This is a genomic window from Hahella sp. HN01 (assembly GCF_018986435.1).
In the GTDB taxonomy this organism is placed as follows: domain Bacteria; phylum Pseudomonadota; class Gammaproteobacteria; order Pseudomonadales; family Oleiphilaceae; genus Hahella.
Map to the genome: position 1 here is coordinate 1 of NZ_JAHMIN010000027.1, position 25,196 is coordinate 25,196.

A 25,196-nucleotide genomic window follows, 5' to 3' on the forward strand; every position below is an offset into this window, starting at 1 on the left:
GTCAGGGGGAGGGGGGAGGAGAAAAGTAGTAATGCGTGCGTCAGGCTGATAGCGAGCGCTATTTCAGTGATGAAGGATGCAAAACGAGGGTGCCCGGAGAGTAGCTGTTACGCTCCGGGTGTGGGCTTATATAGAAAGCAGAAATAGAAGAATCAGCGCGCAGATTTAGGCGCCTTCAGCGCCGTCATCGTGAGGATAACGGGTGTCGCGCAGGCTGTCCTTGATGCGCTTCAGATGTGAGTGGAAGTCTGCGCCGCGCTTGAGGGTGACCCCGGTGGCGAGAATGTCGATCACCGCTAAATGCACGATGCGCGACGTCATGGGCATGTATACGTCCGTATCTTCCGGCGCGATAACGTCCAGCGCCACGGTGCACTCCTTCGCCAACGGAGAGTCCGGCGCGGTGATGCCGATCACGATGGCGCCCCGCTCCCGCGCAATTTTGGCGACTTCCACCATTTCCCGCGTACGACCGGTGTAAGAAATGGTGACGATGGCGTCGCCGGTATGCGCGGCGGCGGCGACCATGCGTTGCATGAGAAAGTCGTCGTAGGCGGTGACCGGAATATTGAAGCGGAAGAACTTATGCTGGGCGTCGATAGCTACGGCGGCGGAGGCGCCCATGCCGAAAAACGAAATTTGCTTAGCTTGGATCAGGTAGTCCACCGCCTTGGAAATGCCGGAGGTGTTCAGGGACTGTCTGGCTTTATCCAGATCGGCGATAGTACTGAGGAATATTTTGTCGCTGTACTCCTCAACGGTATCGCTCGACTCCACGCTCTGGCTCACATAAGGCGTGCCGCTGGCGAGGCTTTGCGCTAGCTGGATTTTGAAATCGGGAAACCCGCTGGCCGCGAAATTACGACAAAAGCGGTTAACGGTCGGTTCACTGACGTCGGAGGCGCGCGCCAGTGCGGCTATACTGTAGCGAGTAGCGGCTTTGGGGTCGCGCAGGATGACTTCGGCGACTTTGCGCTCGGATTTATTCAAATCGTCGAGCCTCTGCCGGATCACCTCCAGCAGATTCTGGTGGGATATGGTTTCATTCATTATCTGTATGGATTCCGGGAGCGATTTATTTATTGTTGTAGTGAAATTACTACACATTTTGTTATCGCCTCTAATATAACCCTGCGCATCCTGGGTCGCCAGCCGAACGGTCGGTCGGCCACTAGTCAATAAGTGGAAGGGAAATCAGTGAAAACGGGAAATGTAGTAAAATTATCACAATATTTGCCGTTTCAGGTTGAAAATACCAATTTTTTGTCTCAAAATTACGAATAATTACTACCAAATATGAAAATTATGAATCGAGCAGCATCTACACAATGTGACTTGGCGCTCTTCGGCGCGCTGGGCGATCTGGCGCAACGCAAGTTGTTTCCGGCGCTATTTCAACTGGAGCGGGCGAAACTGCTACATCCGCAGACTCGCATTCTCGCGCTGGCCAGACAGGAAGTTGACGAAGAGTCCTTCAAAGCGCAGACCCTGGAGCGTTTCAAGGCGTTACTGCCCAAGAATGACTTGGAAGAGGCGGCGCTGAAACGCTTTTTCGACAAAGTCCGCTTCCAGCAGCTCGATTTCGGCGATGCCGAAGGCTATCGCAGTATCAATCAATGGCGCGGGGATTCTGAAGTTCCTCTGATCGTCTACATGGCGACCCCTCCCGCGATCTACGGCATGATCGGGGAAAACCTGAAAAGCGCCGACTGCGTTCAGCCGTCCACCCGCGTAGTGGTGGAGAAACCCATCGGTCATAATCTGGAGTCTTCTTTCGAGATCAATGACCGTTTGGCGGAGTTCTTTGATGAATCCCAGCTGTATCGCATTGACCACTATCTGGGTAAAGAAACCGTACAGAACCTGATTGCGCTGCGCTTCGCCAACAACCTGTTCGCGACTCAGTGGAATCAGCGTTACATCTCCCACGTGGAAATTACGGTCGCGGAGAAAGTCGGCATCGAAGGGCGCTGGGGATATTTTGACAAGGCGGGACAGCTGCGTGATATGGTGCAGAACCATCTGCTGCAATTGTTGTGTCTGATCGCCATGGACCCGCCTTCTGATCTGTCCGCTGGCAGTATCCGCGATGAAAAAGTGAAAGTGCTGAAAGCGCTGAAGCCGATTACGCCGGATCTGATGGAAACTCACATGGTGCGCGGACAGTACACCGCTGGCAACATCGACGGCAAACCCGTTCCAGGATATCTGGACGAAGAGGGCTCCAACGAGGGCAGCTCCACGGAAAGTTTCGTCGCCATCAAAGCGGAAATCTGTAACTGGCGTTGGGCGGGCGTGCCTTTCTATATGCGCACCGGTAAGCGTATGCCGCAGAAGCTGTCGGAAATCATCATTCACTTCAAGCCGGCGCCGCACTATATATTTGATCCTGACCAGAAACATCTGGCCAACAACAAACTGATTATCCGTCTGCAACCGGATGAAGGCATTTCCCTGCAGGTGCTGACCAAAGACCAGGGCCTGGATAAAGGCATGCGTCTGCGTCAGGGCCCATTGCAACTGAGTTTCTCCGAAGCTTTCAACACGGGCCGGGTGCCTGACGCCTACGAGCGATTGCTGTGGGAAGTCATCAAAGGCAACCAGTACCTGTTCGTGCGTCGCGATGAAGTGGAGTACGCGTGGCGCTGGATTGACCAGGTCATTGAAGGCTGGGCTGAGTTGGGACTGCCGCCCAAGAAATATCCTGCAGGAAGCTGGGGGCCCGTGGCTTCCATCGCCATGATCACCCGGGACGGAAGGAGCTGGTACGAAGATGCTTGAACTATCCTGGCCGCAGGGCGTCACCCTGCAATTGGAAGAAGAACGTGAAGCGCTGGCGCATAAGCTGGCGTTGCAAACGGCGGAGTGGCTGCGCGCCGCACTGCAGGAAAAAGAACGCGCCTTGCTGGTGATTTCCGGCGGTCGTACGCCGGTGGCTTTCTTCAAGTCGCTGGCGCAGCAGGAGCTGCCTTGGAGCAAGGTGGACGTCACTCTGGCGGATGAGCGCTGGGTGGATGAAACCCACGACGACAGCAACGCCGCGCTGGTAAAAGAATTTTTATTGCAAGGCCCTGCGGCGGAAGCGAATTTCATGCCGCTGAAAAATGCAGCTGCGACCCCTGAAGAAGGGTGCGAACAACTGGAAGCCAGTCTGGCTGAATTGTCCTGGCCGATTGATGTTCTGATTTTGGGAATGGGCGCGGACGGGCACACCGCCTCTCTGTTCCCGGGCGCGAAAGAGCTGGCCCACGGCCTGGACACCACAGACAAGTGCGCCCCGATGCATCCGGTCACGGCTCTGCATCCGCGCATGACGCTTTCCTACAAGGTTTTGGCGGCGGCCAAGCATCAGGCGCTGCATATCACTGGCGAAGACAAGCTGACCACCCTGAACAAGGTGCTGGCCAAGCTGGACGCCGTGGCGGAGATGCCCGTGCGCGGATTTATCCGCCCAGGCCTCAATGTTTTTTGGAGTCCTTGAGAAGGAACCTCGAGAGTAATAGAGAGAATAGAAACCTATGACATCCCAGACCTATCCTGAAGCGTTGCAAAAACAACTGGACGCTATCGTAAGCAGTTGCCCGTTGGTGCCGGTCATCACTATCGATCGTCCGGAAGACGCGTTGCCGCTCGGGAAAGCCCTGGTGGAAGGCGGCGTCCGTATTCTGGAAATTACCTTGCGCACGCCGCACGCCCTGCAGGCGATCACGGACCTGCGGGCCGCGCTCCCCGAAGTTTGGGTTGGCGTAGGCACGGTGGCGACGGTTGAGCAATTCAAAGCAGCGGAAGACGCTGGCGCTCAATTCGTCATCACGCCGGGCTCCACCAAAGAACTGTTGGAATATGGCCTGACGGCGAAAATTCCGATGTTGCCGGGTGTATCTTCACTGTCTGAAGTCATGGAAGGTTATCGCCTGGGATATCGCGCATTTAAGTTCTTCCCGGCGGAAGTCGCTGGCGGCGTGTCTGCGCTGAAGGCTTTCTCCGGTCCTTTCCCCAATGTGAAGTTCTGCCCGACAGGCGGCATCACCCGGGAAAAAGCGAAAGATTATCTTGCCCTGCCAAACGTATTGGCGGTTGGCGGCTCTTGGTTAACCCCCAAAGACGCTATTTCCGCTGGCGATTGGCGGCAGATCCGAACTATTGCTGAAGAGAGTCTGGCCGCTATCTGACGGCGACTGGAATCTCTCTTTATCGATAGCAACGACCCTCCCTCATTGCATTAGCAATATATTTTTTACCCGTCGCCTGGCGGGTTTTTTTATTTCTGAGCAGACCTATTCAATCAGGGTCTGCATGAGATCAGGTATTGGCGCAGTCTATAAAGTAAAACAGGCAGTCGGTGGTGGCGATGATGGGATTGGTGGTCACCATGAACAGTTTCAATGGATGTTTGGGGGAGAGTCTTCCGTTGATATCGGCGAAGTGATCATGCAGGCGCTCCCGCCCCAGATGGTCTTTGGCGGTCAAAGCTTCCAGGCCCGCCGCGCCTAGAATAGCCAGACGTTCGCCGGCGGGCACTGAACCGTAATTGAAACGGGCGGCGTCCAACGGCAGTGTTAGCGCCGCATCGGGGTCAGCAGCATCGCCGTAGTGCACTCGTCGGCCTGGCTTCAATTCCATGCGAATAGGATTGCGAAACCGGTTCACGCCATAATCGCGCCCGGCGGCGGCAAGCACCTGCTCGCTGCCGAAGTAACGCTGCATGCCTTCCCGCGCAATTAGCAGAGAGGTTTCATCCTGGGCGCCGCCGCACTCTATCGTCACTGTGGGCACGTCCAGCTCGCTGATTTCCATCAGAGCTCCCAGGCGCAGGTCGGTGACAATCAGGTCGTTAGTCCAGAGTGAGGTCAGGGCGCGGTGATCGGCGTCGCAGCGTATGGCGACGCCGAAGGCGGGACCGCTGCCTGACGTATTGTGCAGATCAATCAGGCACTCGGGTTTGCTGTCGTGCAAGAATTGCAGAATCGCTTCGGCTAATTTGCCCTGACCATCATCAAAGGGGGGGCGGAAGCAGCGGTTGAGATCACGCTGGCCAGGCAGCATGCGCTGGCTGAACATCGGAGGGGCCAAAGCCGCGGGAATGGAAGCGATAATGACATCCAGGTCCACTGCTGGGGTTTCGCCGGAGCACAGGTACGCGTACAAGGCGCGGGCGCCGGAGGGCTCGTTGCCGTGCAGCAAGGTGCAGAAAGCGCGGCGGCGTGAATGGTCGCGGCCCTGCAGACGAATCAGCGTGGGACCGCCCAGGCGTTGCAAGAAACGGGTGAAGTCCTCTTCCAGCGCTAAGCTGCGAATTCCTTCAATGACCTTGAGCGGCATAATAGACAGCCCCCTTGGAGATTCTCTGAGTCGATGGACGCATAAGACTTAATAGGTCCATCGATGCACGGGGTCTCCACTACGATAATTATCCTGATAGCGAATCACCAGCTCTCTTAACGCATCTTCATCATTGCGCTGGAGACGCAGTTTCTCAAGCATGCGTAATTGCCAGAGCGCGCCGTTGACCGGTTGCGCCAGATTCTGAGAGCACACTCCCAGATAGTGACGAATCTCCTCCGGGTCGATGGGCAGTGCGTTCAGGCCTTGTTCCGCCACCGGCAGCATGTCGTCCAGAATGTCCATGACTGGCCGCTCCTGCAAGCCTTCGCCGCCTTGTCCCGGCCAGAACAGCCTGGCGCGCAGTCCGTATTTGGCGGCGCGGTAAAAGTTGTATTCGCAGTAGCGGAAAGGAATGGCGGGAAGCATCTCCTGCATGGACGGGCGCAACCCTTCGATCAGCCCCACCATTAGGGCGGCGTTGGCGAGCATGTCCGTGGTGCTGGGGCCGGCGGGCAGCGCGCGTATTTCTATGCGGATATGGCCGCCGTCCACCGGATCATAGATGGGGCGATTCCAGGCCCAGATACTGCCCTGATGCAAGCGCAGCTCATCCAAGAGCGGCGCCTGCCCGGGACGGGGCGCGTCGTCATCGCCGCAAATGGGGAGCAGCGGCTCAAACAGCGAGACGCCTTCGCAGAAAATCTCATGGGCGTCTTTGCGCACCCAGCCATTGCCGAATAACACCCTTGCGGGCAGCCTGAAGCGCAATGGCGTTTCCATGCGACAGTCTGTCGCCTGTTTGAACAGGGCGATACGGGTTTCATGCCAGAGTCGACGCCCCAGAAACAACGGCGAATTGGCCGCCAGCGCCACGGCAAGCGGCGTGGCCAGTTGCGCGGCGTTAAAGGCGTCGGCGAAGTCCCCAGGGTTCACCCGATAATGAAACTGGAAAGAGGTGTTGGCGCCTTCCAGGGATACATCCTGCCAATACAGATCAAGCGTATCGCGGCCTTTGATGCTGATGTGAAAATCTTCACCTCGTTTATCCCGCAACTGTCGCGCCAGGGCCTGATAACGGGGACTCTCTGTAATCGCCTCCGGCCCCATATCTTCAGACGTCAGCGTCGGCAGAATGCCAATGGGCAGGAGTGAGGCCCCTTGCGCGGCGGCGTGAGTTTCCAGCGATTGCAAGACGCCGTCGATCTGTTGCTGCAGGGCGCGGAAAGGCGTTCCGGCGGCGGGTGTCGGCTCCAGATTATATTCTAGATTGAAGCGATTCAGCTCCAGCGTCAGATTGGGATCGTCAACGGCGGCCTGGATTTCCTGGTTTTTGGCCGTGGGCCGACCGTGCTTGTCGATGATGTATAGCTCCAGCTCCGCTCCGAAGGACGGCGGTCCGACGCCAAAGGCGGGGTCATCGAGCAAGTTTCGCAACGTCGCCAGATTTTCCTGTAATCGTCGTTGGAAGTCCGCGTATTCCTGAGCGCTGAACCGCGCCTTATCAATATGTCGCCCCATCTTCGCGAGTTCTCCAGCAACCGCTCACGCAGCTCACTTTTTTAATTAAAGTAGGCTAACTTTTCGGGGTGCGAAACTGCAGTGTGAAAAAAGCGGTTGCAGGGCGTCTTGTTCTGCTTACTCAGCCTGCTTGAAGGGAAGGTGGGCATTGGCGTCGCGCACATACTCACTGACGCCTTCGCGTTCTTCATCCAGAAAGTTGGCGATGGCCTGACGGAAAGCGGGATGCTCGATTCTATGCAGGGAGTAGGTGGGCGTGGGCCGAAATCCTCGTAGCAATTTATGCTCCCCTTGAGCGCCTGCGTCAAAGCGCAACAATTTATGCGCAATGCAGTAATCGATGCCCTGGTAATAGCAGGTCTCGAAATGCAGATGATTGAACTCTTCAGTACAGCCCCAGTAGCGGCCGAACAGTGTTGACTGATTCTTCAGGAACAAGGAGCCGGCGACGTAGCGCTGCTCCCGTTGCGCCAGGATGAGAAATACCTGCTCCGGCATGGCAGCAATCAGACGCTGGAAAAAGGTGTAGCTGAGGTAGGGCCGCTGTCCTCGTTTCAGGTAAGTTAACTGGTAGAAGTCGTAAAAAGCCTCCAGTTCAGACTCGCCCACATCCGGGCCTTCGATGACCTTGAATGCAATGCCTTGGCTGAGCACTGCCTGGCGTTCTTTACGGATGTTCTTGCGTTTGCGTGAGACTAGCGCCTGCAAAAAGTCATCAAAGGACGCGTATCCTTCGTTGAGCCAGTGGAACTGGGTTCCGTGGCGCAACAGCAGAGATTTGTCTTCACTCAGACTTTTCCGCGTGGCTTCGTCTGGAAACAGCAAGTGCCAGGACGAGGCGCCGGTTTGATGCATGCGTTCGCCCATGGCGTGACTGATCGCCAGTGAGACACGCTCCCGCTCAGCGTTGGCGGAGACCAACAGACGCGGTCCGACGGAAGGCGTGAAAGGGATGGCAGTGAGCAGCTTCGGGTAATACTCCAGATCATGACGATGGTAGGCGTCCGCCCAGGCCCAGTCGAACACGTATTCCCCGTAGGAGTGGGTTTTCAGATAACAGGGCGCAGCGCCAACTAAGGCGTCTTGGGCGTCGCGGATCAGAATATGTTGCGGCCGCCATCCGGTTGCTTCGGCGACGCAGCCGGTCGTCTCCAGGGCGTGCAGAAACTCGTAACGGATAAAAGGGTTGTCCACGCCGCTCAACTGATTCCATTGAACGGGGGAGACGGCTTCAATGCTGTCGATAAACTCCGCGCGCAGCGCTGTCATACTCGGGCCCAATGCATGTTTCGATGAAACCAGGAATTTGGCCCATTATTGGTCAGTTCGCCGTAAAGGAAAAGCCGGAGCGACGCCTGCGCCGTCCGGCGGAAGGAGATTACATGACGGATTCCAGGCCGCGCTGGGCGAGAATCTCCCGCGCCTCGCCGGATTCATAGGTTTTACGCAGCGCCTTATTGAACTGGTTCACCAGTTTGCGTCCGGTTTTTTTGCTGAACCCAATGTGATAGTTGCGTTCCGTGTGGGTCCAGGCGAAACGGACTTTGTCCGCCAGCCCGCTTTGCCGCATCAGGTCGAGGCCCACGTCGCGATTAATATAAACAGAGTCGAGTTGTCCCTGAATCAGTTTTTTCAGGTTGCCCAGATCGTCCTTGGACAGTTGTATGTCCATGTTCACCACAGGATTGATGCGATCCAGCGTTTTGGAGCTGCTGGACGGACCAAACACGCCCACCCTTTGGCCGCTGAAGCTGGACAGGGTCAGGTAGTCCTTTTTGTCCGTCGCCGGCACGAAGAATCCCCAGCTGGTGCGCAGAACGGGCAGGGTGTAGTACATCCATTCCGCGCGGCTTTCGCTCCAGCTCACCAGATAAACGCCATTGACGACGCCGGCTTTTACCTGTTCTTCCGACTTACTGAAAGATTCCTGTTTGATGCTGCATTCCACATTGATCTTTTTGCAGGTGAGCAGAATGACGTCGGTGACGGGTCCCCCCATCTTGCCATTTTCCTCGTAAACGAAAGGGCTGAATTCCGCAGAGTTGAAGATGAGCTGTTCGGATCTGGCGTAGCCCGCCAGAGAAAGGGAGATGAAAGTGATGACCGAGATGATTAAGCGCATTTTGACTCCTGTATAGTTGGTCGTTTTATCGGAGCGAACTGCAAAAAGGGGGCAGAACCGAAGTTCTGCCCCCTGAATTACTTACATCGGGCGGCGGCGTGCGAACCGCATGGTCAGCAGAGCCAGAATGCTCAGCAGACCCAGGCTGCCGCCTCCGTCATCCTTGCCTTTGTCCGTAGACTTCAAGTCCATCGTCACCACTACCGGATCGTGGTCGGAGCTGCGATAGGGCCCGACGCCGAAATATCCGGTGGAGTCTTTGTAGTATTTGAACAGGCCGTCCGCCTGCAGGGCGTAGGCTTCGATGGAGTTAACGTTCCAGTGATCGAGATCCACGATATCCTCCATGGCGGCGCGGCTGGCCAGGATATGGTCAAGGCTGCCTTGCGCGCCGTCGTAGGTATAAGAGAACCCTTCCGCATCATGGGTTTCAGCAACCAAAGCATAGCCATAGTTTTTGCTTACTTCCACTGCGGCCCCTGCGTCCATGCCAGTGTTGGCGGCGGTTTTGATGGTGTAGCCGTGGGTGGCCGGGTTGTAGTCGGTCAGCACGGAGATAGGGTCTTCCTTGGAGTAGGCGTTCAGGTCGCCCAGAATCAGAATGCGCTCAGGCAGACCTAACGTCGTCAGGGCTTCGCCGAGGGTGACCGCTGCGGAAACGCGTAATGGGTTGCAGTTGCCCTGCATCTGATCGATATCCGTGGGAGCGCTGTTATCGCAGGCGCTGCTGGAACGCTTGGATTTGAAGTGGTTGATGGAGACGGCGAAGCTCTGCCCGGTTTTCTTGTGAGTGAACGCCTGCACAAGAGAAGGACGCATGGCGGCGGTTTCTGCGCCTAGAGTCTGCTCGGGCATATCGACCACAATGGCGTCGCCTTTGGGGGTGACGTTGGCGGCGCGATAAATCAGGCCGACGGTGATTTGATCCGTCCCAGGCTTGCTGCCGTCCTTCGTCGACACGTAGGTATAGGCGTCTTCGCCGATTTCATTATTTAGCGCCGTCACCAGCGTGTTGATGGCGGAGTCGTCGCTGAAACCGTCGTTCTCCAGCTCCATCAGGCCCACGACATCCGCGTCCAGGGTTTTCAAGGCTTTGACGATGCGCGCCTGTTGCAACAGGAACTCGTCTTCTGTTTTAGCGCCCCGTGGATTGGCGGAGTAGTCGATGGAACCGTCGTCTTTTTTCACGCCGTTGAAATAGTTCAGGACGTTGAAGCTGGCCACCGCCAGATTGCCCAGCGCGGCTTCCGGCGCTGCGGTGCGGCCGGGGGAGGTGACGCTGATCGGAGCCATCGGGTTGATGCGGTACACATCGTAAGAGAAGTTCAGCGGACCGGTGGCGGACACCAGATCGCCCAGCAGAATAGGATTGTCGTAGCCAAACTCAGGATAGAAGCTGACGCTGGCGGTATTCTGGCTGGAAGTATTGTCTTCGATGTAAAGCAGGTTGGCTTTGTTTTCCGCAATGACGGCGTCGTATTCCGCGCTGCCGGGTATGGCCGCGTCAGTGGGGGTCCATTTCAGCTTGTCGCTGATGGTAATTTCCCCATAGCGGCCCAGGCCGTAAGTATTGGCGACCACTGCATTAGACACGCTGACGACCATGCCTTCCAGCGCTTCCAGATTAAGATCTGCAGCAAACGGCAGGGTGATTGGCGTGACCGTGGCGACGGCGTCAGTGGCGCCGCAATCCGCCAGTTCGGAGACGCTGATCTGGCTGTTGCCGTGGTAATCGGAAACGGCGCCTTTTATACGCACCAGATTGCCCAGGGTCAGAGAGCCGCCGCCATTGCTGAATGCAAAGATGCCTTCAGAGGTCTGGGGATTGCCGTCTTCGTCAGAAGGCTCTTCCTGGACGAAGAAGCCGTTGTTACGGAAACCGGTGATTATGCCTTCAACGGTCACGGTCTGGTCTTTCATCGCCACTTCGTCAGTACTGCCTTGTACGGCGCTGATCAGAGTGGCCGCTTCGCCGCAGGCGCCCAGGGTCGGCGCAGGATCGCCGCCGTCGCCGCCATCTCCTCCGTCCGCGCCAGGGGCTTTGCCCAGCCCACTGAAGGTGTCTTTCGCCAGTGTTTGCCACTGATCCTGATTAAAATCCGGGTTGGCGGTCGTATCTGTACGGGACAGAGTGACATCTTTCAGGTAAGCGCTTGCGCCTTCTTTAAGCGTTCCCACACGGTCGACAATCGCGCCGCCAACCAGGCGCAACACGACGGAATCGCCGCCATTAAAGCCGATGGCGTCGTCAGTTGAGGTGCTGTTGGCCAGCGCTTTCAAGCCATCATTAGCGCCGCTGTTAGCGTGCACATATACCGCGCCGGCCGCCAGGGAAAACGAAGGCAGGGTCATGTAAGCGTTAGGGGTTTCTGCGCCGTCTTTAAAACGGGCGATCTCATAGGCGCTGAGTTCTACGGCGTCGCTGCCGGTGTTGTAGAATTCCAGGGCTTTATTGTTGGAAGAACCTTCCACATATTCCGAAATGATGAGGTCCGCCTGAGCGGAGAGTGGGAACGCGGTGATCATCGCCGCCATGAGGGCGCGGCGTCTGCTGTTTTCAGGATATTTCATTTTAATTATTTCCGAGTTACAACCAGGATTGTATAAAGTGCGTCCGGCCAATACTGCTCTGACTCCAGCCAGATATAACCGGACGAGAGCTTAGAGCAAGCGTTATGCCACGATCAAGGCGGGGGAAGAGCGTAATGTGACCTGGTTACAATAAATATAAATACCTATTACTCGGACAATAGAGGCAGCTGCAAACAAAACGGATTTAATAAGCGGCAAATCAATTGCTTATGAGGCGTCAGCCGGAGTCTGGCGAAGTTGGACGGACTAATCCGGGATAGAATCAGGTTCTGTTTATTATTTGACCATATGATCAACAAGAGTGCATTTTCTGACGTGGCGGTCAAAAAATGCGCATCCTGAATATCGCCTTTTATGGCGAGATGTTCAGTCAACAAATCCCAGTGGACTGGGGTAAAATCCTCCCTTCGTCATCTTCAAAGCCAAGTTGGCGGCATACCAATAAAACTACAGGTGGTCCGAACGGTGTCGGAAAATGAAGTCGCCGCGATGAGTTGGTGCGTGTATATGTTGCTGGCCAGCGATAACTCGCTGTATACCGGCATCACCAATAACCCTGCGAAACGTTTTCGGGATCATTTGCAGGGCAATGGGGCGAAGTATTTCCGCGGGCGTAAGCCAGTGCGTCTGCTGTATGTGGAGGCGGGACACGATCGCGCCAGCGCAAGCCGCCGGGAAATTGAGATTAAAAAACTAAAACGCAGTGGCAAACTGCGCCTGATAGAAGAAAATGTATTGGATAACGCTTTTCGGGAGTTGAATCGTAGTTGCTTCGGCCTGTGACGACAGGTCCCGCGTTCCTGATGCGACCTTCACCAAGTGAGATGGGAGAACAACACGATGTCCACGGACGTAATCGTCAGCCACTTTCTGGCTATTTTTTTCACCATGATTGGCGTGCATTACACCTGCCGTAGCCTGGGGCTGCGCAAGCGCACCGGCGTCAGTCATATTCATTACGGTTCCGCCGCCAGCAAGAGCTGGTTCGTGCGCTGGGTGTTCAATCTGTTTCGTTTACTGATTCTGGCGGTGACAGTGGCGCGGGTGTTCTATCCCGATGTGGACGCCTATCTTGGCGTATTTCCTGCGCTATACACGCCGGCGGTGTTGTGGTCGGGAGTCGGCTTGCTGCTGTGTTCTTTTGGGTTGATTGATTACGTGCATTCCTACATGCACACGGACTGGCGCTCGGGCATTGATACTGACGGCAAGGCGCAGTTGCTGACTCAAGGGCCTTTCCGTTATTGCCGTAATCCGTTGTTCGCTGGCGTATATATAGGCCAGATTGGGCTGTTTCTGGCGCTGCCGTCATTGTTTACTTTGGCGTGCCTGCTCATCGGCGCAGGGATGATCGCCATTCAAACGCGATTGGAGGAGGCCGCTCTGCGACGCGCATACGGACAAGCCTATGAGCGTTACTGCGAGCGGGCGCCCCGCTGGCTGCCCCGTTTCGGTAAGGCCATAGGGCCGGGCTGGCAGGATTAAGCGTTCAGCCCTTTTCCGCTTCCAGCAGGCGCATGAAAACCAGGGTGATTTCCGCGGTTTCCTCCGGCGCTTCGATCATCGGCGCGTGGCCGACGCCATCGATGATCATCTTGCGTGAATTGGCGATCTGCCGGGTGAATACCTCCGCATTGCGGTAGTTGATCACCCGGTCTTCTTTCCCCCACAGCACCAGGGTTGGGCTTCTGATGTCCAGCAACACTTGCTTGAAGTCATACCGGTGTCGCTCCCTCACCAATTCCGCGAATATATGGTCGTAAATGCCTGTGTTGGCGATGGCTTTTTCCGTGAGCACGGAGGTAATCGGCCAGGGAATGAAAGGCTTGTCCTCCATGGCGAATTCCATGAGGGCGTCAAAATCCTCCGGCTTTCTCACTATCAGCGGGTTTTCTCCCTTTTGCAGGCGCGTTTCCAGCTCGCTGGAAAAGTCATACACGCCAGCGGGGTCCATCAGCACTAACGAAGCGACGCTGTCTGGATATTCGGCGGCGTACATCGAAGAAATCGCTCCGCCCATGGAATTTCCCATCAAGTGAAAATGGCTCAGGCCGGCGGCTTCGGTAAAGGCGCGCACGTAGCCGACCTGATCGTCGATATCATAGGGAATGCTGGTGTCCTTGCTGCTGTCGCCATGGCCCAACAGGTCGAGGGCGACGATGTGATAGCGCGGGGGAAGATGGCGTATGAAACGCAGCCAGTTTTCTTTGCTGGCGCCGAAGCCATGCAACAGCAGGATCGTTTCGGCGTCCGGCGGCGCCTGATTTTCCAGATAAGCGAAATGACGCCCCTGGGTCTCCAGGCTTTTGGGAGTCACGCCCGCCTGGGAGCGTTCGAAGTCCATGGCGAGATCGTACAGGCCGTATTTGATCTCGGAACACGCCGACAGCAGGGTCAGCGCAGCGATGAGAAACCCGGCCCGGAAAATCTGAGCGGAATGAGACATGCGCATGCTGTTTCCTGTAAATCCATACTGACAGACAGGAGCCCTGTGAGCGTCGCTGGACACGGGATCTAAGGGCTGCCGTAAGCGGACATTTAATCAAATCCGGAGCCGCCGAGGCAACGGTCTAGCCTTGAATCTGAGTGGCGGCGCGGCCGAATTCTCCACACTGATCTACACTGAGATTGATCTGTAAATCAACGCGTCTTTTGCTTCTACATGAATATGACGCCCAGGCTGATTGCGGTGGAGAACCAGGCTATGAACGCTGACACCCAACCCCCTGACGACAGTTATTGGCGCGACGCCGATCGCGAAGAAAGCGATGAGTTGAAGTTTCAGCTGGAGCAACGCGCCCGTACGGGCGAGCCCATGCGCGGATTCAAGCTGAGCCGTGCGGAACTGTCCGGGGTTGATCTGGTGCGGCGCAACGCCAAGGGCGGCTATCAGCTGGTGGAGTCCGATCTTTACCGCGCCAACCTGGAAGGAGCCCATTGCTTTCACCTGGATTTACGGGGCTCTTCCCTGATGAAAGCCAACCTCAGCAAGGCGAATTTACACTGCGCCAACCTGCAGGACTGCAACCTGTTGGGGGCGGTGTTTGAGCAGACCAAAATTGAACACATCCAGTGGGGCGAAAAACTGCTGCAGGAGAAACTGGCGGAAAAAGCCTCCAATCGTGAGCAGAAGCTGGATTTGTATCAGCAGGCGGAGGAAATCTATCGGCATTTGCGCAAGGTCGCAGAGCAGCAGGGGCTTTTCGAAACCGCGGGCCATTTTTTCCAGAAAGAAATGCTGATGCGACGTTTCCAGCTGCCGCCTTTCTCCGGCGCGCGCTTCGTCTCAAAAATGGTGGATTTGTTCTGCGGATACGGGGAGCGTCCTGACCGCGTCATTATTTTTTCCTGTCTTATGGTGCTGGCTTTCTCACTGATCTATTTCACCCTGGGCATCCGCGAAGGAGAGCAGGCCCTATATGCGGGCGGCGGCGCCAATTTGTGGTCGGAATTGCAGTATTTTCTGAGCTGTCTGTATTTCAGCGTCGTCACCTTCACCACCCTGGGCTATGGAGACCTTGCCCCGGTGGGCCTCACCCGCGCATTCGCCGCGACCGAAGCCTTTGTCGGCAGTTTCACCCTGGCGCTCTTTGTTGTCGTTTTCGTGAAGAAAATGACGCGATAGACGGCCCGGTTGGAATCTGATCCCGCCGTTGTCCCTTCAGCACATGGGCTATAGTTAAATTAATTGTGACAGGATTGAAATATTCGGGAGCCGGCTTATGGGATTCTCATATTTCATGGTTGCGGCGGTGTTGAGCGCTTCATGCAGTCTGGAGCCGCCCGCGCCTACGCAGCCCTTATACAGGGTGGCGGTGATTGACCGTTTTTATCCTGGCGACGAGTCCTTCGCTTCCGATGAAGACAAGGACATGGACGGTTGGCTCAACGGCATGGTCGATCTGGATCGCGACCGCAAGCGAGAGCCGCTATACCATGGCGACATCGTCAGCCTGCTGGCCTCCGCGCCGCAAGTGGAGGTGACGCCTTATCCTCTCACTCCCGGTCAGCCTGCGCAGGAAGAAATCCTGCGGCAGTTGGCGGAAGTACGCAAACATGTCTTCTGGGGCGAGCCCATCGACGCGGTGGTGTTGTCATGGGAGTCCTCCACTTTGATCAGCGCTTTTGAAAAGCCCCTGCGTTCGGAAAATGTGGAAAACTACAAAGCGGTTGTGCGCAGCTGGGCGGAACATGATCCGGTATGGAATCTCAGCTATCGCATCATTCGTCTGATGGAGGATCTGGCGGAAAGCGGCGTGCAGGTCTACACCATCGCCGGCAATGGCGGGCGCGGCATGGTCAACACCTATTCCTTTGCGGATGGCGTAGTGACGGTGGGCGCGGTGGAGGAGGAACTGGGCGACTTCATCGCCGATAACGAATTAGTGGATACCCACGAGCAAGCCGCGTACTTCTTCCGACTGGTGCTGGACGCCACCGGCGCGCCGGTAGGCTACGATGTGGACGGAGATGATTGCGCGGACGTACCGGTAACCTGCCTCACGGGCTATTCTCCTGAACGTACGGATTATCCTGCGAAACCCTGGCCGCCATTGAAAGGCTCTTCCTTCGCCGCGCCCATGGCGCTGCGCAGGCATCTTTTGGGCGATCAAAGCCACAGGTGCTCTGGGACCTGAAGCAAATTGAGGGGCGCTTCCGCTGTTACGCCACCAGGAGGTTACGGAAGCCTTTTTTCAAATACTCCATCTGATCCGCCAGGATGCGTCGATTGGCCAGATACAGATACTCGTAGCGGTTCGGCGTATAAGGCACCGCCAGCAACTCCATGTTGCACTCGCTCAACAGTCGCGCGCCCTTATGCCCGTTGCAGCGTTTGCAGGCCGTCACCACATTGGTCCACACGTTACGACCGCCACGGCTCAAGGGCACGATGTGATCGCGGCTCAGCAGACTGTGGTGGAATTTTTCGCCGCAGTACATGCAGCGGAAGCTGTCTCGGGAAAAAAGGTAGCGGTTGAGGAGGGGAGGAATGCTGCGCAGTTCTTTGGGGTCCTTGCGGCCGACGATGATCTGCGGCACGTCAATGCTGGACTGAACTCCTTGCGAGTTATACCCGCCATGCAGTGTGGAGCATATTTCTCCAAATGTGTATAACGCCCTATCGCACACGATCTCAGTCACGGCGGCGTAAACATCCAGCCAACACTGAGGAAGTCCTGACGGCGTTATCTTGAGTACCATGGGATACATGGACACCTCTGATCTTTCGTCAATTAGGCACGTTCCAGTGCTATATGAAATACATTTACTCTGACAGTTGTATTACAAGTGAGCAGTTTTTTCCATGTATTTCGGTAAATTAAGTGAGCAAGTCGATGATTTTTTGTACGCCCGGAACGGATTTTGTATTCCTGAAAGTGGTCAGCGCAAGCGCTGTAAAAATGGCGGGAAACGGTCCCCCGAAGCCGCTTTCTTATGCTGCCTGTCCAGTCATCAATAACCGGGTGGTTCTTTCCCTCTGCTACACTTTCAACATCAGCCTTTCAGAGCAGGGACACGGATATGAGCGGGAGTATTTCAGAGGCGCAGTTGCAGACAATCGGAGGCGCGCCGACAGTGAATAAAGCGCCGCTGTCCGCCTACCGTCCTTCCACCAAAATCGCCTCAGAAACCAGCAATGACGAGGACATGCTCAACCGGTCGCCTCTGGCGGATACCCTGGCCGGCTTTCTGGCCGCCCCGGCTAACAATGATCATCAAACCATTGGGCTCATGGGGGATTGGGGCGTCGGCAAAACCTCGTTTATTCAGCAGTTGAAGAAGACGCTGCGGGAAAAGTACGGTGAGGAGCAGCCCTTTCTCTTCGGCGAGTATAACGCCTGGAAATACGAGCATACGGAGAGTCCTCAGGCCGGGCTGGCGCAGGAGACGATCAAGGCATTGTCAGCGTTTGCAACACCGGCAGGGAACGGGAAATCCTCTTCCTTGAAGCTTAATATGGTCGGAAAGGCGCTTTTTTCACTGGCTGCGGTGATTATTCTCGCTCTCGCAGTGCTGCATTTTCTAAAGGCCTACGCCGGATTCAATACCTGGGTGACCAATTTAATCGGCGACGGCATGGTGTCCTGGCTGATGTCCGCCAGCGTCGTATTGGCGGCGTCCTCCATCCTGTATTTGCTGTACCTGGGATATCACAACCGGCAAAAACTGCTGCTGACATTCAAGTTCGGCTGGAAACTGAAGTCAGAGCGCATTTGTATCTTTGCCGCCGTATTGGGATTGCAGATCGTATTCTGGTGCGTGCAATACTCGGACGACACTTCCGTGTTCTCTTCAGGCATCGGCAAAATCGCCGCGCATATTCCCGCATTGTTGCTGGCGGGTTCCTATAAATACTTTCAGACGGTCTGGGCGAGTCCCATGGCGCCGGAGTTGAACACGTATCTGCGTCTGCCCACCTATGGGCACTATCTGGGAACCGCTCCGGTCATGCACAACCATCTGCAATCGCTCTGCGAGCTGCGGCTGAATCCCAAAAAAGGACCGGAAAGCCGCTTTCTGCTGGTGGTGGAGGATTTGGATCGTTGTAGTTATGAGAACATCGTCAAAACCTTTGAGACCCTGCGTCTGGTGATGAATATTCCCCGCGTCACCGTGATCATCGCCATCAACCAGCAAATCGCCCTCACTGCGCTGGCGATGCATTACGAAAAGCTGGCCCCGCAGCACAAGTGGCAGAATCCCCAGGCGATTGCGCGGGATTATCTGGCGAAAGTTATGCATGTGCCTATTACGCTCAGCGAGCCCGATGCGGCCGCCGTAACGCGCTATCTGGGAAGTGTTTGCGGCGCTCAGGCTGACCTGCAGCAGGAAACGTCCCACATGGCGATTCATAAACTGCTGCCCGATGCCCCAGCTCGCGCCAACGCGGAAGGCATGGCGCCCCAGCAAAAACAAGCGTTTTATTACTGGCTGGAGCATTTCGAGTTAAGTAATCCCAGGCAAATCAAGCGCCTGTATAATGGTTATAACCTGCTGCGCGCCTACCTGCGGGAGGACTGGCTGCAGACCGAGGATGAAGCGCCGGGCCTGAGCGAACAGCGGCAACCTCTCGCTTATCCCATGATGGTTGCGCTGTTTGCGATGGAATACGTCAACGATCATCCGGATCAGCTTGGCGAGAAAGGGCTGCATTACTGGAAAAAATTCCTGCGCGGCGAGCGGGTGAAACCGCTGGAAGACGGCGACAGCCTGGGCCGCATCGATCATGACGTTCTGACGATCATCAAAGAGCCGGCATGGGAAGACAAACTCATTCCGGCGATCAAGGCGTTTGTGCTGCCCGCCATTGAAACCGAGGAGATTGAGCCCGTGCTGAAGGGCTGAAGCAGGACGCCCCCAACCTTTACCCGATACCAATTCCCGCCGCATACCAGTAAAGTGAGTATTTAAGGCAGGTTATTGATCGTACGTTTTATGCTGAGTAGAGTTTTGGGCGGGTGTTTGCGGCCGCTGATTATCGCCGTGACAGTGTTCCTTTCCGCTTGCGCAGAGACTACATCCAGTCCGCAACTGCATCTTGGCGATGCGGATCTGGACTGGGTAGGGCGCAAAGTTTTTCAAAATGAATGCGCGGGCAAGCGCGAATGTCTGGTGACCTGGAATCAGGGAGAGGCGTTTCCATCCCTGGGAATCGGTCATTTCATCTGGTATCCCGCAGGTGTCGAGGAGAAGTTTAAGGAAAGCTTTCCTCTGCTGTTTCAATACATGCTGACGCAAGGCGTGGTCGCTCCTTCCTGGATACTGGAGCTGGACCCGCTCGACGCCCCCTGGCCAACCCGACAGGCGTTTCTGGCGGTTCAGAACAGTCCGCAGGTTGAGGAACTGCGGGGCTTTCTGGAGCGCACCAAAGCGCAGCAGGTCGCCTTTATGTTTCAGCGGGCGTCCACGTCGTTGGAAGCGATCATTGAGTCTGCGCCGGTCGGCAGCCATGAAACCATCCGTCTGCGGGTCATGCGCTTGAGCGAAACCCGCGGCGGGGCCTATGCGCTGATTGATTACGTCAACTTCAAAGGCGATGGCCTGTCGGAGTCGGAGCGTTACAAAGGCGAGGGCTGGGGCCTGAAGCAGGTGCTGGAGGAAATGGATCGCTTTGAGCAGGGAAGGACGCCTTTGCTGGCGTTCCGCATGGCGGCGATTTTTGTGCTGGAAAGACGGGCGCATAACGCCGCAAATCCTATCGAAAAGGAAAAATGGCTGCCGGGATGGAAAAACCGGCTGACCACATACACGGACCCGGAGGCTTCGTAATCGTGCTGGAGATTTCCAACAAAGTCAGCATTCCCGACCATGAAATTGACATGCAGGCCATCCGCGCCCAAGGCGCCGGGGGGCAGAACGTCAACAAAGTCTCTTCCGCCGTGCATCTGCGTTTTGATATCAAAGCGTCGTCGTTGCCGGACATTTACAAGGAAAGGCTGCTGGAGCTGAGCGATCAGCGCATCACCAAAGACGGCGTGATCGTCATTAAAGCCCAGCAATATCGCACTCAGGAGCAAAATCGCGAGGACGCGCTGGTGCGGCTGAAGGAAGTGATTGTGGGAGCGATGGCGACGCGCAAGAAACGCATCGCCACCAAGCCTACCAAAGGCTCACAAACCCGGCGCCTGGAAGGCAAAACCAAGCGCGCTCAGGTCAAATCCTCCCGCGGGCGAGTGAACCGTTACGACTGATTTATATTATTAACATGGCGATGATATCGGCCTGCCTGATTAATAGTTCTCGCAGTCTGCCGACAGACTGTGATTGCAACCGTCGCGGCCAATGTACTGCTGAGTGCTGTACTCGGCGATCGGCAGTTTAGCCACGGTCATGCCGTCTTCGGTGAGCGCGTCCACATAATCCACGAATCCCTGCGCATACTCGGTGAACGTATCCACATACAGACCGGCGTTATAAGGCGTGGCGAACGTGTTGTAGCCATCCTGGCCGGAGGCGATGAAGTCGTTGGTGACCACGGTGTAGGTCGCGTTCAGGTCGATGGCGCTCCAATCCCCCGCCACACGTGAGTTCACCTCCACATTGGACAGGCGCGCGCCTTTGGCCTGTGAGGCGTCCACATTGAAACGCAGGCCGGCGGCGTAGGGGTAGGAGCCGGAAGAGCCATTGTTATCCAAGGTATTCGACAGCGCATCCTCCAGCACGTCGACGATTTGTTGTCCTGTCATCTCCAGCGTCACCAGGGTGTTGGAGAAGGGAAGCAACGTAAAGGCGTCCGCTACGGTGAGGTCGCCCATAGGAATGTCCGTTCTCACGCCGCCGCCGTTCTGGATAGCGATATCGGCGGTGGGCGTCACGGTCAGAAAGGCTTTGGCGACGATATTGGAGATATCGCTACCGTTGACATAGTTCTCCGACACGTCACACAGGCTGGAGCGCGATTCACCGGGCCAGCGCACCAGACACAGGTTGTCTGATACCGTACCGATCACGGTCTGCTTCAGTGTATCCACTTCATCGTCATAAATCGCCAGCAGGCGCTCTGAAATGGCGTCCGCCGTGGTGGAGACGATTTCCTTGCGGCTGGTCAACGCTTGCGTCACCCGGTCGGCGTCAGCGGCAGGCAGGGTTTTGGTGACTTTATCCGCGGCTGTATAGGTGAACGACTTGGCGACTGGCATGTAAGGATTTCCGCTACAGGCGGTGACTTTGCCGCTGGCGTCGAAGCTGACGTCCAGGGCGCCCAGCAGGTGCGCATATTCCCAGGCATGTACGATACAGACCGCGTCCCCGGCTTTATCCGTGGCCTTTTTCGGGTAGTCGCTGACGACGTTGAAGCCCAGTTGGGTGAACGTTTCTCCGCCCATCAAGGTGTGGGAGTCGCCGCCGACAATGACATCCACCCCAGTCAGGCTCGCCGCCAGGGTTTGGTCGTTGGCGTAGGTGTAGTGCGTCATCAGGATGATTTTGTTGACGCCCTGGGCGCTGATTTCATCAATGTATTTCTGCGCGGTGGCGGTTTCGTCGAGTAGGGTGGTGCCGGCGTCAGGACGGCTGGATTCCTGGGTCTTTTGCGCGATATCGATACCGATAAGGCCAATTTTCTGGCCGCCCACTTCCTTGATGACATACGGCTTGATGTAGCCTTGGGCGATAGGCGAGGCGTCGCCGGGAGCGACGTTGGCCGCCAGGACGTCGGTTCCGCAATCGTCCGCAGCCAGATAGTTCAGGAATGACGCCAGGCCGCTATCACCGTTGTCGAACTCATGGTTGCCGAGGGCGAAGGCGTCAAAGCAGATCCGGTTCATCATCTCCGCATCCGCTTCGCCGCCGAACAGCGTGAAATACAGAGTGCCGGTAACCGCGTCTCCAGAGTGCAGTTTCAGGACATTGCGCTTTTCATCCGCCAGAGTATCGGCAAGGCTGGTCAACATGGGAAAACCGCCGTAAGAAACGGTCACCGAACCGATGTCAGAGCCGTTATCCGCCTTGGTTTGCAGACCCAGCGCGCTCACGTCGTAACTGAAGGTGGACGCGGCGAGATGGGAGTGATGGTCGTTGATGTGCAGGATGCTCAGGCTGAACCCGGAGTCGTCATTGCTTTGGGTGTTGTTGCTGTCGCTGCAGGCGGCGAGTGCGATCGACGCGCACAATACTGCGCCTGCGCGCGTTAAAGGAAAAGGCGCCATAAGACATGCTCCACAGTGAATTTGAGTGTTGAAGTTCGTTGTTATCGGAGCAGGGAGTGTCCCACTGAATTATTGCGGCAATGTTGCAACTAACGGAGAAGGGAAGAGGGGCGCTCCCTGTGGCGCGGCGTCAAGGGAGCGATAGCGATATGGCGTCGCGTCAGGATGACTTGGGGACGCCCAGATATTTCTGGCGAATGCGGTCGTACTCGCCGGACTCGCGAATCATGCGTAGACCTTTGTTGAACTTCAGCATGGTGTCCAGACTCATGGGGTGTCTTTTGCTGAAACAGGTGTAATAGGGCGCGCTGGTTATGCCGATGAAGTTCAATTCGGGGGGATTCCCCATCTGCTGCGCCTCATACTGAATCGTGTCGGCGAAGGAATAGATGGCGTCCACGCGCTGGAAGGTGAGCATATTGAGCAGCAGTTTGTCTGTTCCCACGGTTTCGATGTTTTCCAGTCCCGCTTTTTCCAGCTCCGTCTCCAGGTTGTAACCGCGCACCACCGCCAGCTTGTAGGGTTTCATATCGCTCAGTGCGCCGACTTTATGAATTTTGCGTCCGCTCAAGGTGAAAAAGCCTTTCTCCAGTGCGCCCAGTTCGTCGGAGAAGTATAGAAAGCTTTCTCTTTCCGGCAGATACGAGCAACTGCAGAGGCCGTCGTAGGTTCCGGTTCTGGCCAGTTCCAGCGCGCGATTCCATGGGAAATAGCGGAAGGTGACCGCCACGCCCACCTGTTGGAAGGCGGCCTGTAACAGCTCGATGTCGTAACCCGGCCGGTCCGTGTTCTCGGGAGAGTCGATTTTTTGAGGAGGGAAGTAGTTGCACGCCAGATTGATGGAACTGTCAGCGGAGGCGGCGGTTGTCCAGAGTCCTGCGCTGACCAGTAACCAGGACGCCAATCTACGTAATAAAACGATGCTCAATAGGACCTACCCGTATGCTCGAAACCAAATCAAGAATTATCATGAGGCCCGGCGCTGCGTGACGAGTGCATGTATAGAAGAGCGTCGTCGCACGAACTCGCGCTGGGTAAAATTTCACCAATCTAAAGTATGTCCGGCCCTGGTCTATTTCAATTCAGGCGCGTTCCCAGCGTCCGTATTTTTACACTCTTTTTAAAAGTGACGCTATTTGACTTTTTTACAGTATATCTCTGGAAAACGAGTCAAATTGTCATGATTTTGTTGCGAACAAGCCGGTTCAGGGCGTGGGGAGCGTGATCCTGTCGTTTCGATGTTTACAATTTGCGTCTGCGTGAGAGAAGGGAGCCGAGACGCTCCGGGTTAAGCTTTCGCTCTCTTTTCTCACGCCATGTTCACCCACTCTGTCGACAGGAGGACATTGATTTGTCATATGAACAGCGATTGCGGCGCACCGAGAAAGAGTATCCTTTCGATCTTTGGGCGGAGCGTTTCCAGGATGGGTTGGAGCAATATACGGACGAGAATAACACCGCCGCCAGACGGATTATGGATAATTTGTTGCAAGCTCTGCTGGAGCTGGGTGAAGGCGCGACGGAGAAGGTGAAGGTCAAACAGTTTGAGGTCGCCGTGGAGTCGCTTAACTACCTTAACGACACAGTAGGCGGGGACTTGATCGAAACGGCGGAAAGGGAAGAGCTGTGCGATCTGTTTGACGCCATCGCCGTAGCGGCGGGCATCGATCCGGAAAATTATGGCGACGGGGAGGGTATCGCCAGCGAGTGGCGAGACTGGTAAGCTGCTGATGTGACAAGTCGTCCGCTCTGATGCAGGCGCGTTGGAGTGGGCGCGAAAGGAATAATAATCAGCGAGAAAGCAGGAATGACCGACTTCCACGATATTCAGAAGACTTTTCCCCATGAGCAGGACTGGACGGCGCTTCAGGAAAATACCCTGATAGAATTAGTCCAGGATTATCAATCCGAACCCTTCTGCGCCAACTCCGCCCTTGTTGAACTCGCCATCCGCAATCATCCGAAAACCACCGAACTGAGCGAGCACATACTGGACGACGAACGAGCGGACAAATGGCTGAAGGCCTCCGCGCTGGGCTCTCTCCTTACCAAAGACTTCAAGCGCGCCCTGGACAAGTCCCTGGGCTTTATCGACCACTGCGATCACCGGCTGCTCTGCGAGCTGGTGGAAGCGATGAACTATGAGTTTCAGGGCGAACTCAAAGACTACGCCGCCAACCACGCCACTACTCAGAAATTGAAACAGCGCCTGCGCGCCGGCGCGGACAAAGACGTGGATTACTGCGAATTGTTTTACGAGTACGTGGGGGCTGAGTAAAAATAGCCGCTTTCGATTATTCGTAAGCTAAGGAGTCAAAACGTGCTCGTCAGCACCATTTACCCCGTTCAACCTATTGGAAGCGGCCGCTTTTCCGTCATGGCCAAACCGGTCGCCGGGGAGTGGATGGAAGAGGAGTTCGCGGGCATCGCCCGCAGCGGCGTCACCAGGATGCTGTCTCTACTGGAGACCCAGGAGATTCGTGAGCTGGGGTTGACGCAGGCGCCGGAGCTGTGTCGCCGCTTGGGCGTGGCGTTTACCCATTTCCCCATTCCCGATTTCGGATTGCCCAGGTCCGTGCGGGACGTCGCCGCACTGCTGGACGCTATTTATCCCGCCGTGTTGGCGGGCGATCATCTGGTTATTCACTGCCGCGCCGGCATCGGACGCACTGGCACGATCGCCGCCTCTTTGCTGGTGCGTCATGGCTGGACCCCAGAGCAGGCTTTCGCTGAAATCAGCTTGAAGCGCGGCGTGGAAGTGCCGGATACGGACGCGCAGCGGCGCTGGGTGATAGAGCATGCCCGCGCCTTATCCCAATAATGTCAACTTCTCGTCTACGTAGTACTACTTAGATTGAGTCCGTAGTTATGCGGGCGTATTCGCCCACCGCCTAACGGCGCTAATACGGATAGAATTTGATCAGTCAAAAAGAGAGCATTTTGTGAAGCGCCCGGGTACGAGTGCGACGCGAGCCCATTGCCGTTTAACG

Annotated in this window: 23 protein-coding genes; 13 read left to right on the forward strand and 10 right to left on the reverse strand. The window is 56.1% G+C overall.

Going from position 1 to position 25,196, the window contains the following annotated elements:
* Positions 1-165 precede the first annotated feature (165 nt).
* The gene (locus tag KP814_RS22755) at positions 166-1,050 is read right to left on the reverse strand and encodes a MurR/RpiR family transcriptional regulator (protein WP_216738925.1); all 885 of its coding nucleotides are present in this window, start codon (positions 1,048-1,050) and stop codon (positions 166-168) included.
* A gap of 246 nt (positions 1,051-1,296) precedes the next feature.
* On the opposite strand from KP814_RS22755, the gene zwf reads away from it, so the two are divergent.
* From zwf to KP814_RS22770, 3 genes are read left to right on the forward strand one after another with little or no spacing between them, the layout of a single operon-like run.
* Positions 1,297-2,781 (forward strand): glucose-6-phosphate dehydrogenase, encoded by a 1,485-nt coding sequence (zwf, locus tag KP814_RS22760; RefSeq protein WP_371824080.1) that lies wholly within the window; start codon positions 1,297-1,299, stop codon positions 2,779-2,781.
* Complete coding sequence (gene pgl / locus KP814_RS22765; protein ID WP_216738927.1) at positions 2,774-3,481, forward strand: 6-phosphogluconolactonase; 708 nt, start codon at positions 2,774-2,776, stop codon at positions 3,479-3,481. Before zwf ends, pgl begins: the two co-directional genes overlap by 8 nt.
* A gap of 37 nt (positions 3,482-3,518) precedes the next feature.
* Complete coding sequence (locus KP814_RS22770; RefSeq protein ID WP_127968059.1) at positions 3,519-4,172, forward strand: bifunctional 4-hydroxy-2-oxoglutarate aldolase/2-dehydro-3-deoxy-phosphogluconate aldolase; 654 nt, start codon at positions 3,519-3,521, stop codon at positions 4,170-4,172.
* A 130-nt stretch (positions 4,173-4,302) separates the two neighbouring features.
* Here the strand turns inward: KP814_RS22770 and KP814_RS22775 are convergent, their stop codons facing one another.
* The 5 genes from KP814_RS22775 to KP814_RS22795 all read right to left on the reverse strand — a co-directional run bounded on the left by KP814_RS22775 (position 4,303) and on the right by KP814_RS22795 (position 11,536).
* On the reverse strand, positions 4,303-5,322 hold the full coding sequence (locus tag KP814_RS22775) for a succinylglutamate desuccinylase/aspartoacylase family protein (RefSeq protein ID WP_216738928.1): 1,020 nt from the start codon (positions 5,320-5,322) through the stop codon (positions 4,303-4,305).
* Between the two features lie 48 nt (positions 5,323-5,370).
* On the reverse strand, positions 5,371-6,843 hold the full coding sequence (locus KP814_RS22780) for a glutamate-cysteine ligase family protein (RefSeq protein ID WP_216738929.1): 1,473 nt from the start codon (positions 6,841-6,843) through the stop codon (positions 5,371-5,373).
* 117 nt (positions 6,844-6,960) lie between these two features.
* Entirely contained in the window at positions 6,961-8,112 is a 1,152-nt protein-coding gene (locus tag KP814_RS22785; RefSeq protein ID WP_216738930.1) for a GNAT family N-acetyltransferase, read from the reverse strand.
* Positions 8,113-8,221: 109 nt separating this feature from the next.
* The gene (locus KP814_RS22790; RefSeq protein ID WP_216738931.1) at positions 8,222-8,965 is read right to left on the reverse strand and encodes an ABC transporter substrate-binding protein; all 744 of its coding nucleotides are present in this window, start codon (positions 8,963-8,965) and stop codon (positions 8,222-8,224) included.
* A gap of 81 nt (positions 8,966-9,046) precedes the next feature.
* Complete coding sequence (locus tag KP814_RS22795; RefSeq protein ID WP_216738932.1) at positions 9,047-11,536, reverse strand: ExeM/NucH family extracellular endonuclease; 2,490 nt, start codon at positions 11,534-11,536, stop codon at positions 9,047-9,049.
* Positions 11,537-12,022: 486 nt separating this feature from the next.
* Between KP814_RS22795 and KP814_RS22800 the strand changes: the two genes are divergently transcribed.
* The gene (locus KP814_RS22800; RefSeq protein ID WP_216738933.1) at positions 12,023-12,340 is read left to right on the forward strand and encodes a GIY-YIG nuclease family protein; all 318 of its coding nucleotides are present in this window, start codon (positions 12,023-12,025) and stop codon (positions 12,338-12,340) included.
* Between the two features lie 57 nt (positions 12,341-12,397).
* Positions 12,398-13,042: an isoprenylcysteine carboxylmethyltransferase family protein gene (locus KP814_RS22805; protein ID WP_216738934.1), complete on the forward strand. Its 645-nt coding sequence runs from the start codon at positions 12,398-12,400 to the stop codon at positions 13,040-13,042.
* Positions 13,043-13,046: 4 nt separating this feature from the next.
* On the opposite strand, the gene KP814_RS22810 is transcribed toward KP814_RS22805, so the two are convergent.
* Complete coding sequence (locus KP814_RS22810) at positions 13,047-14,003, reverse strand: alpha/beta fold hydrolase (RefSeq protein ID WP_253938576.1); 957 nt, start codon at positions 14,001-14,003, stop codon at positions 13,047-13,049.
* A gap of 258 nt (positions 14,004-14,261) precedes the next feature.
* Between KP814_RS22810 and KP814_RS22815 the strand changes: the two genes are divergently transcribed.
* Positions 14,262-15,182, forward strand: coding sequence for an ion channel (locus KP814_RS22815; protein ID WP_253938577.1), 921 nt, complete (start codon positions 14,262-14,264; stop codon positions 15,180-15,182).
* 97 nt (positions 15,183-15,279) lie between these two features.
* Complete coding sequence (locus tag KP814_RS22820; protein ID WP_216738937.1) at positions 15,280-16,194, forward strand: hypothetical protein; 915 nt, start codon at positions 15,280-15,282, stop codon at positions 16,192-16,194.
* Positions 16,195-16,219: 25 nt separating this feature from the next.
* On the opposite strand, the gene KP814_RS22825 is transcribed toward KP814_RS22820, so the two are convergent.
* Positions 16,220-16,768, reverse strand: a complete 549-nt coding sequence (locus tag KP814_RS22825) for an HNH endonuclease (RefSeq protein WP_253938578.1) — start codon at positions 16,766-16,768, stop codon at positions 16,220-16,222.
* A gap of 312 nt (positions 16,769-17,080) precedes the next feature.
* On the opposite strand from KP814_RS22825, the gene KP814_RS22830 reads away from it, so the two are divergent.
* The 3 genes from KP814_RS22830 (at position 17,081) to arfB (ending at position 20,250) form a co-directional block, all read left to right on the forward strand.
* Positions 17,081-18,904: a P-loop NTPase fold protein gene (locus tag KP814_RS22830; RefSeq protein WP_216738938.1), complete on the forward strand. Its 1,824-nt coding sequence runs from the start codon at positions 17,081-17,083 to the stop codon at positions 18,902-18,904.
* Between the two features lie 90 nt (positions 18,905-18,994).
* Positions 18,995-19,828 carry a hypothetical protein gene (locus tag KP814_RS22835; RefSeq protein ID WP_216738939.1) on the forward strand — a complete coding sequence of 278 codons (834 nt, stop codon included), beginning with the start codon at positions 18,995-18,997 and terminating at the stop codon, positions 19,826-19,828.
* A 2-nt stretch (positions 19,829-19,830) separates the two neighbouring features.
* Positions 19,831-20,250: an alternative ribosome rescue aminoacyl-tRNA hydrolase ArfB gene (arfB, locus tag KP814_RS22840; RefSeq protein WP_216738940.1), complete on the forward strand. Its 420-nt coding sequence runs from the start codon at positions 19,831-19,833 to the stop codon at positions 20,248-20,250.
* A 39-nt stretch (positions 20,251-20,289) separates the two neighbouring features.
* Here the strand turns inward: arfB and KP814_RS22845 are convergent, their stop codons facing one another.
* Together KP814_RS22845 and KP814_RS22850 are read right to left on the reverse strand one after the other, a co-directional pair.
* Positions 20,290-22,206 carry a 5'-nucleotidase C-terminal domain-containing protein gene (locus tag KP814_RS22845; protein WP_216738941.1) on the reverse strand — a complete coding sequence of 639 codons (1,917 nt, stop codon included), beginning with the start codon at positions 22,204-22,206 and terminating at the stop codon, positions 20,290-20,292.
* Between the two features lie 160 nt (positions 22,207-22,366).
* Positions 22,367-23,134 (reverse strand): ABC transporter substrate-binding protein, encoded by a 768-nt coding sequence (locus KP814_RS22850; RefSeq protein ID WP_216738942.1) that lies wholly within the window; start codon positions 23,132-23,134, stop codon positions 22,367-22,369.
* Between the two features lie 423 nt (positions 23,135-23,557).
* Between KP814_RS22850 and KP814_RS22855 the strand changes: the two genes are divergently transcribed.
* The 3 genes from KP814_RS22855 to KP814_RS22865 all read left to right on the forward strand — a co-directional run bounded on the left by KP814_RS22855 (position 23,558) and on the right by KP814_RS22865 (position 25,027).
* Positions 23,558-23,929: a hypothetical protein gene (locus tag KP814_RS22855; protein WP_216738943.1), complete on the forward strand. Its 372-nt coding sequence runs from the start codon at positions 23,558-23,560 to the stop codon at positions 23,927-23,929.
* 84 nt (positions 23,930-24,013) lie between these two features.
* Positions 24,014-24,484 carry a hypothetical protein gene (locus KP814_RS22860; RefSeq protein ID WP_216738944.1) on the forward strand — a complete coding sequence of 157 codons (471 nt, stop codon included), beginning with the start codon at positions 24,014-24,016 and terminating at the stop codon, positions 24,482-24,484.
* A 42-nt stretch (positions 24,485-24,526) separates the two neighbouring features.
* Complete coding sequence (locus tag KP814_RS22865) at positions 24,527-25,027, forward strand: protein-tyrosine phosphatase family protein (RefSeq protein WP_216738945.1); 501 nt, start codon at positions 24,527-24,529, stop codon at positions 25,025-25,027.
* Positions 25,028-25,196: the final 169 nt, after the last annotated feature.

What these genes read in the sequence shown, in the direction of transcription:
- KP814_RS22755 (WP_216738925.1), bottom strand. Translation starts at nt 1,050, where the DNA reads ATGAATGAAACCATATCCCACCAGAATCTGCTGGAGGTGATCCGGCAG.
- zwf (WP_371824080.1), top strand. Translation starts at nt 1,297, where the DNA reads ATGAAAATTATGAATCGAGCAGCATCTACACAATGTGACTTGGCGCTC.
- pgl (WP_216738927.1), top strand. Translation starts at nt 2,774, where the DNA reads ATGCTTGAACTATCCTGGCCGCAGGGCGTCACCCTGCAATTGGAAGAA.
- KP814_RS22770 (WP_127968059.1), top strand. Translation starts at nt 3,519, where the DNA reads ATGACATCCCAGACCTATCCTGAAGCGTTGCAAAAACAACTGGACGCT.
- KP814_RS22775 (WP_216738928.1), bottom strand. Translation starts at nt 5,322, where the DNA reads ATGCCGCTCAAGGTCATTGAAGGAATTCGCAGCTTAGCGCTGGAAGAG.
- KP814_RS22780 (WP_216738929.1), bottom strand. Translation starts at nt 6,843, where the DNA reads ATGGGGCGACATATTGATAAGGCGCGGTTCAGCGCTCAGGAATACGCG.
- KP814_RS22785 (WP_216738930.1), bottom strand. Translation starts at nt 8,112, where the DNA reads ATGACAGCGCTGCGCGCGGAGTTTATCGACAGCATTGAAGCCGTCTCC.
- KP814_RS22790 (WP_216738931.1), bottom strand. Translation starts at nt 8,965, where the DNA reads ATGCGCTTAATCATCTCGGTCATCACTTTCATCTCCCTTTCTCTGGCG.
- KP814_RS22795 (WP_216738932.1), bottom strand. Translation starts at nt 11,536, where the DNA reads ATGAAATATCCTGAAAACAGCAGACGCCGCGCCCTCATGGCGGCGATG.
- KP814_RS22805 (WP_216738934.1), top strand. Translation starts at nt 12,398, where the DNA reads ATGTCCACGGACGTAATCGTCAGCCACTTTCTGGCTATTTTTTTCACC.
- KP814_RS22810 (WP_253938576.1), bottom strand. Translation starts at nt 14,003, where the DNA reads ATGTCTCATTCCGCTCAGATTTTCCGGGCCGGGTTTCTCATCGCTGCG.
- KP814_RS22815 (WP_253938577.1), top strand. Translation starts at nt 14,262, where the DNA reads ATGAACGCTGACACCCAACCCCCTGACGACAGTTATTGGCGCGACGCC.
- KP814_RS22820 (WP_216738937.1), top strand. Translation starts at nt 15,280, where the DNA reads ATGGGATTCTCATATTTCATGGTTGCGGCGGTGTTGAGCGCTTCATGC.
- KP814_RS22825 (WP_253938578.1), bottom strand. Translation starts at nt 16,768, where the DNA reads ATGTATCCCATGGTACTCAAGATAACGCCGTCAGGACTTCCTCAGTGT.
- KP814_RS22830 (WP_216738938.1), top strand. Translation starts at nt 17,081, where the DNA reads ATGAGCGGGAGTATTTCAGAGGCGCAGTTGCAGACAATCGGAGGCGCG.
- KP814_RS22835 (WP_216738939.1), top strand. Translation starts at nt 18,995, where the DNA reads ATGCTGAGTAGAGTTTTGGGCGGGTGTTTGCGGCCGCTGATTATCGCC.
- KP814_RS22845 (WP_216738941.1), bottom strand. Translation starts at nt 22,206, where the DNA reads ATGGCGCCTTTTCCTTTAACGCGCGCAGGCGCAGTATTGTGCGCGTCG.
- KP814_RS22860 (WP_216738944.1), top strand. Translation starts at nt 24,014, where the DNA reads ATGACCGACTTCCACGATATTCAGAAGACTTTTCCCCATGAGCAGGAC.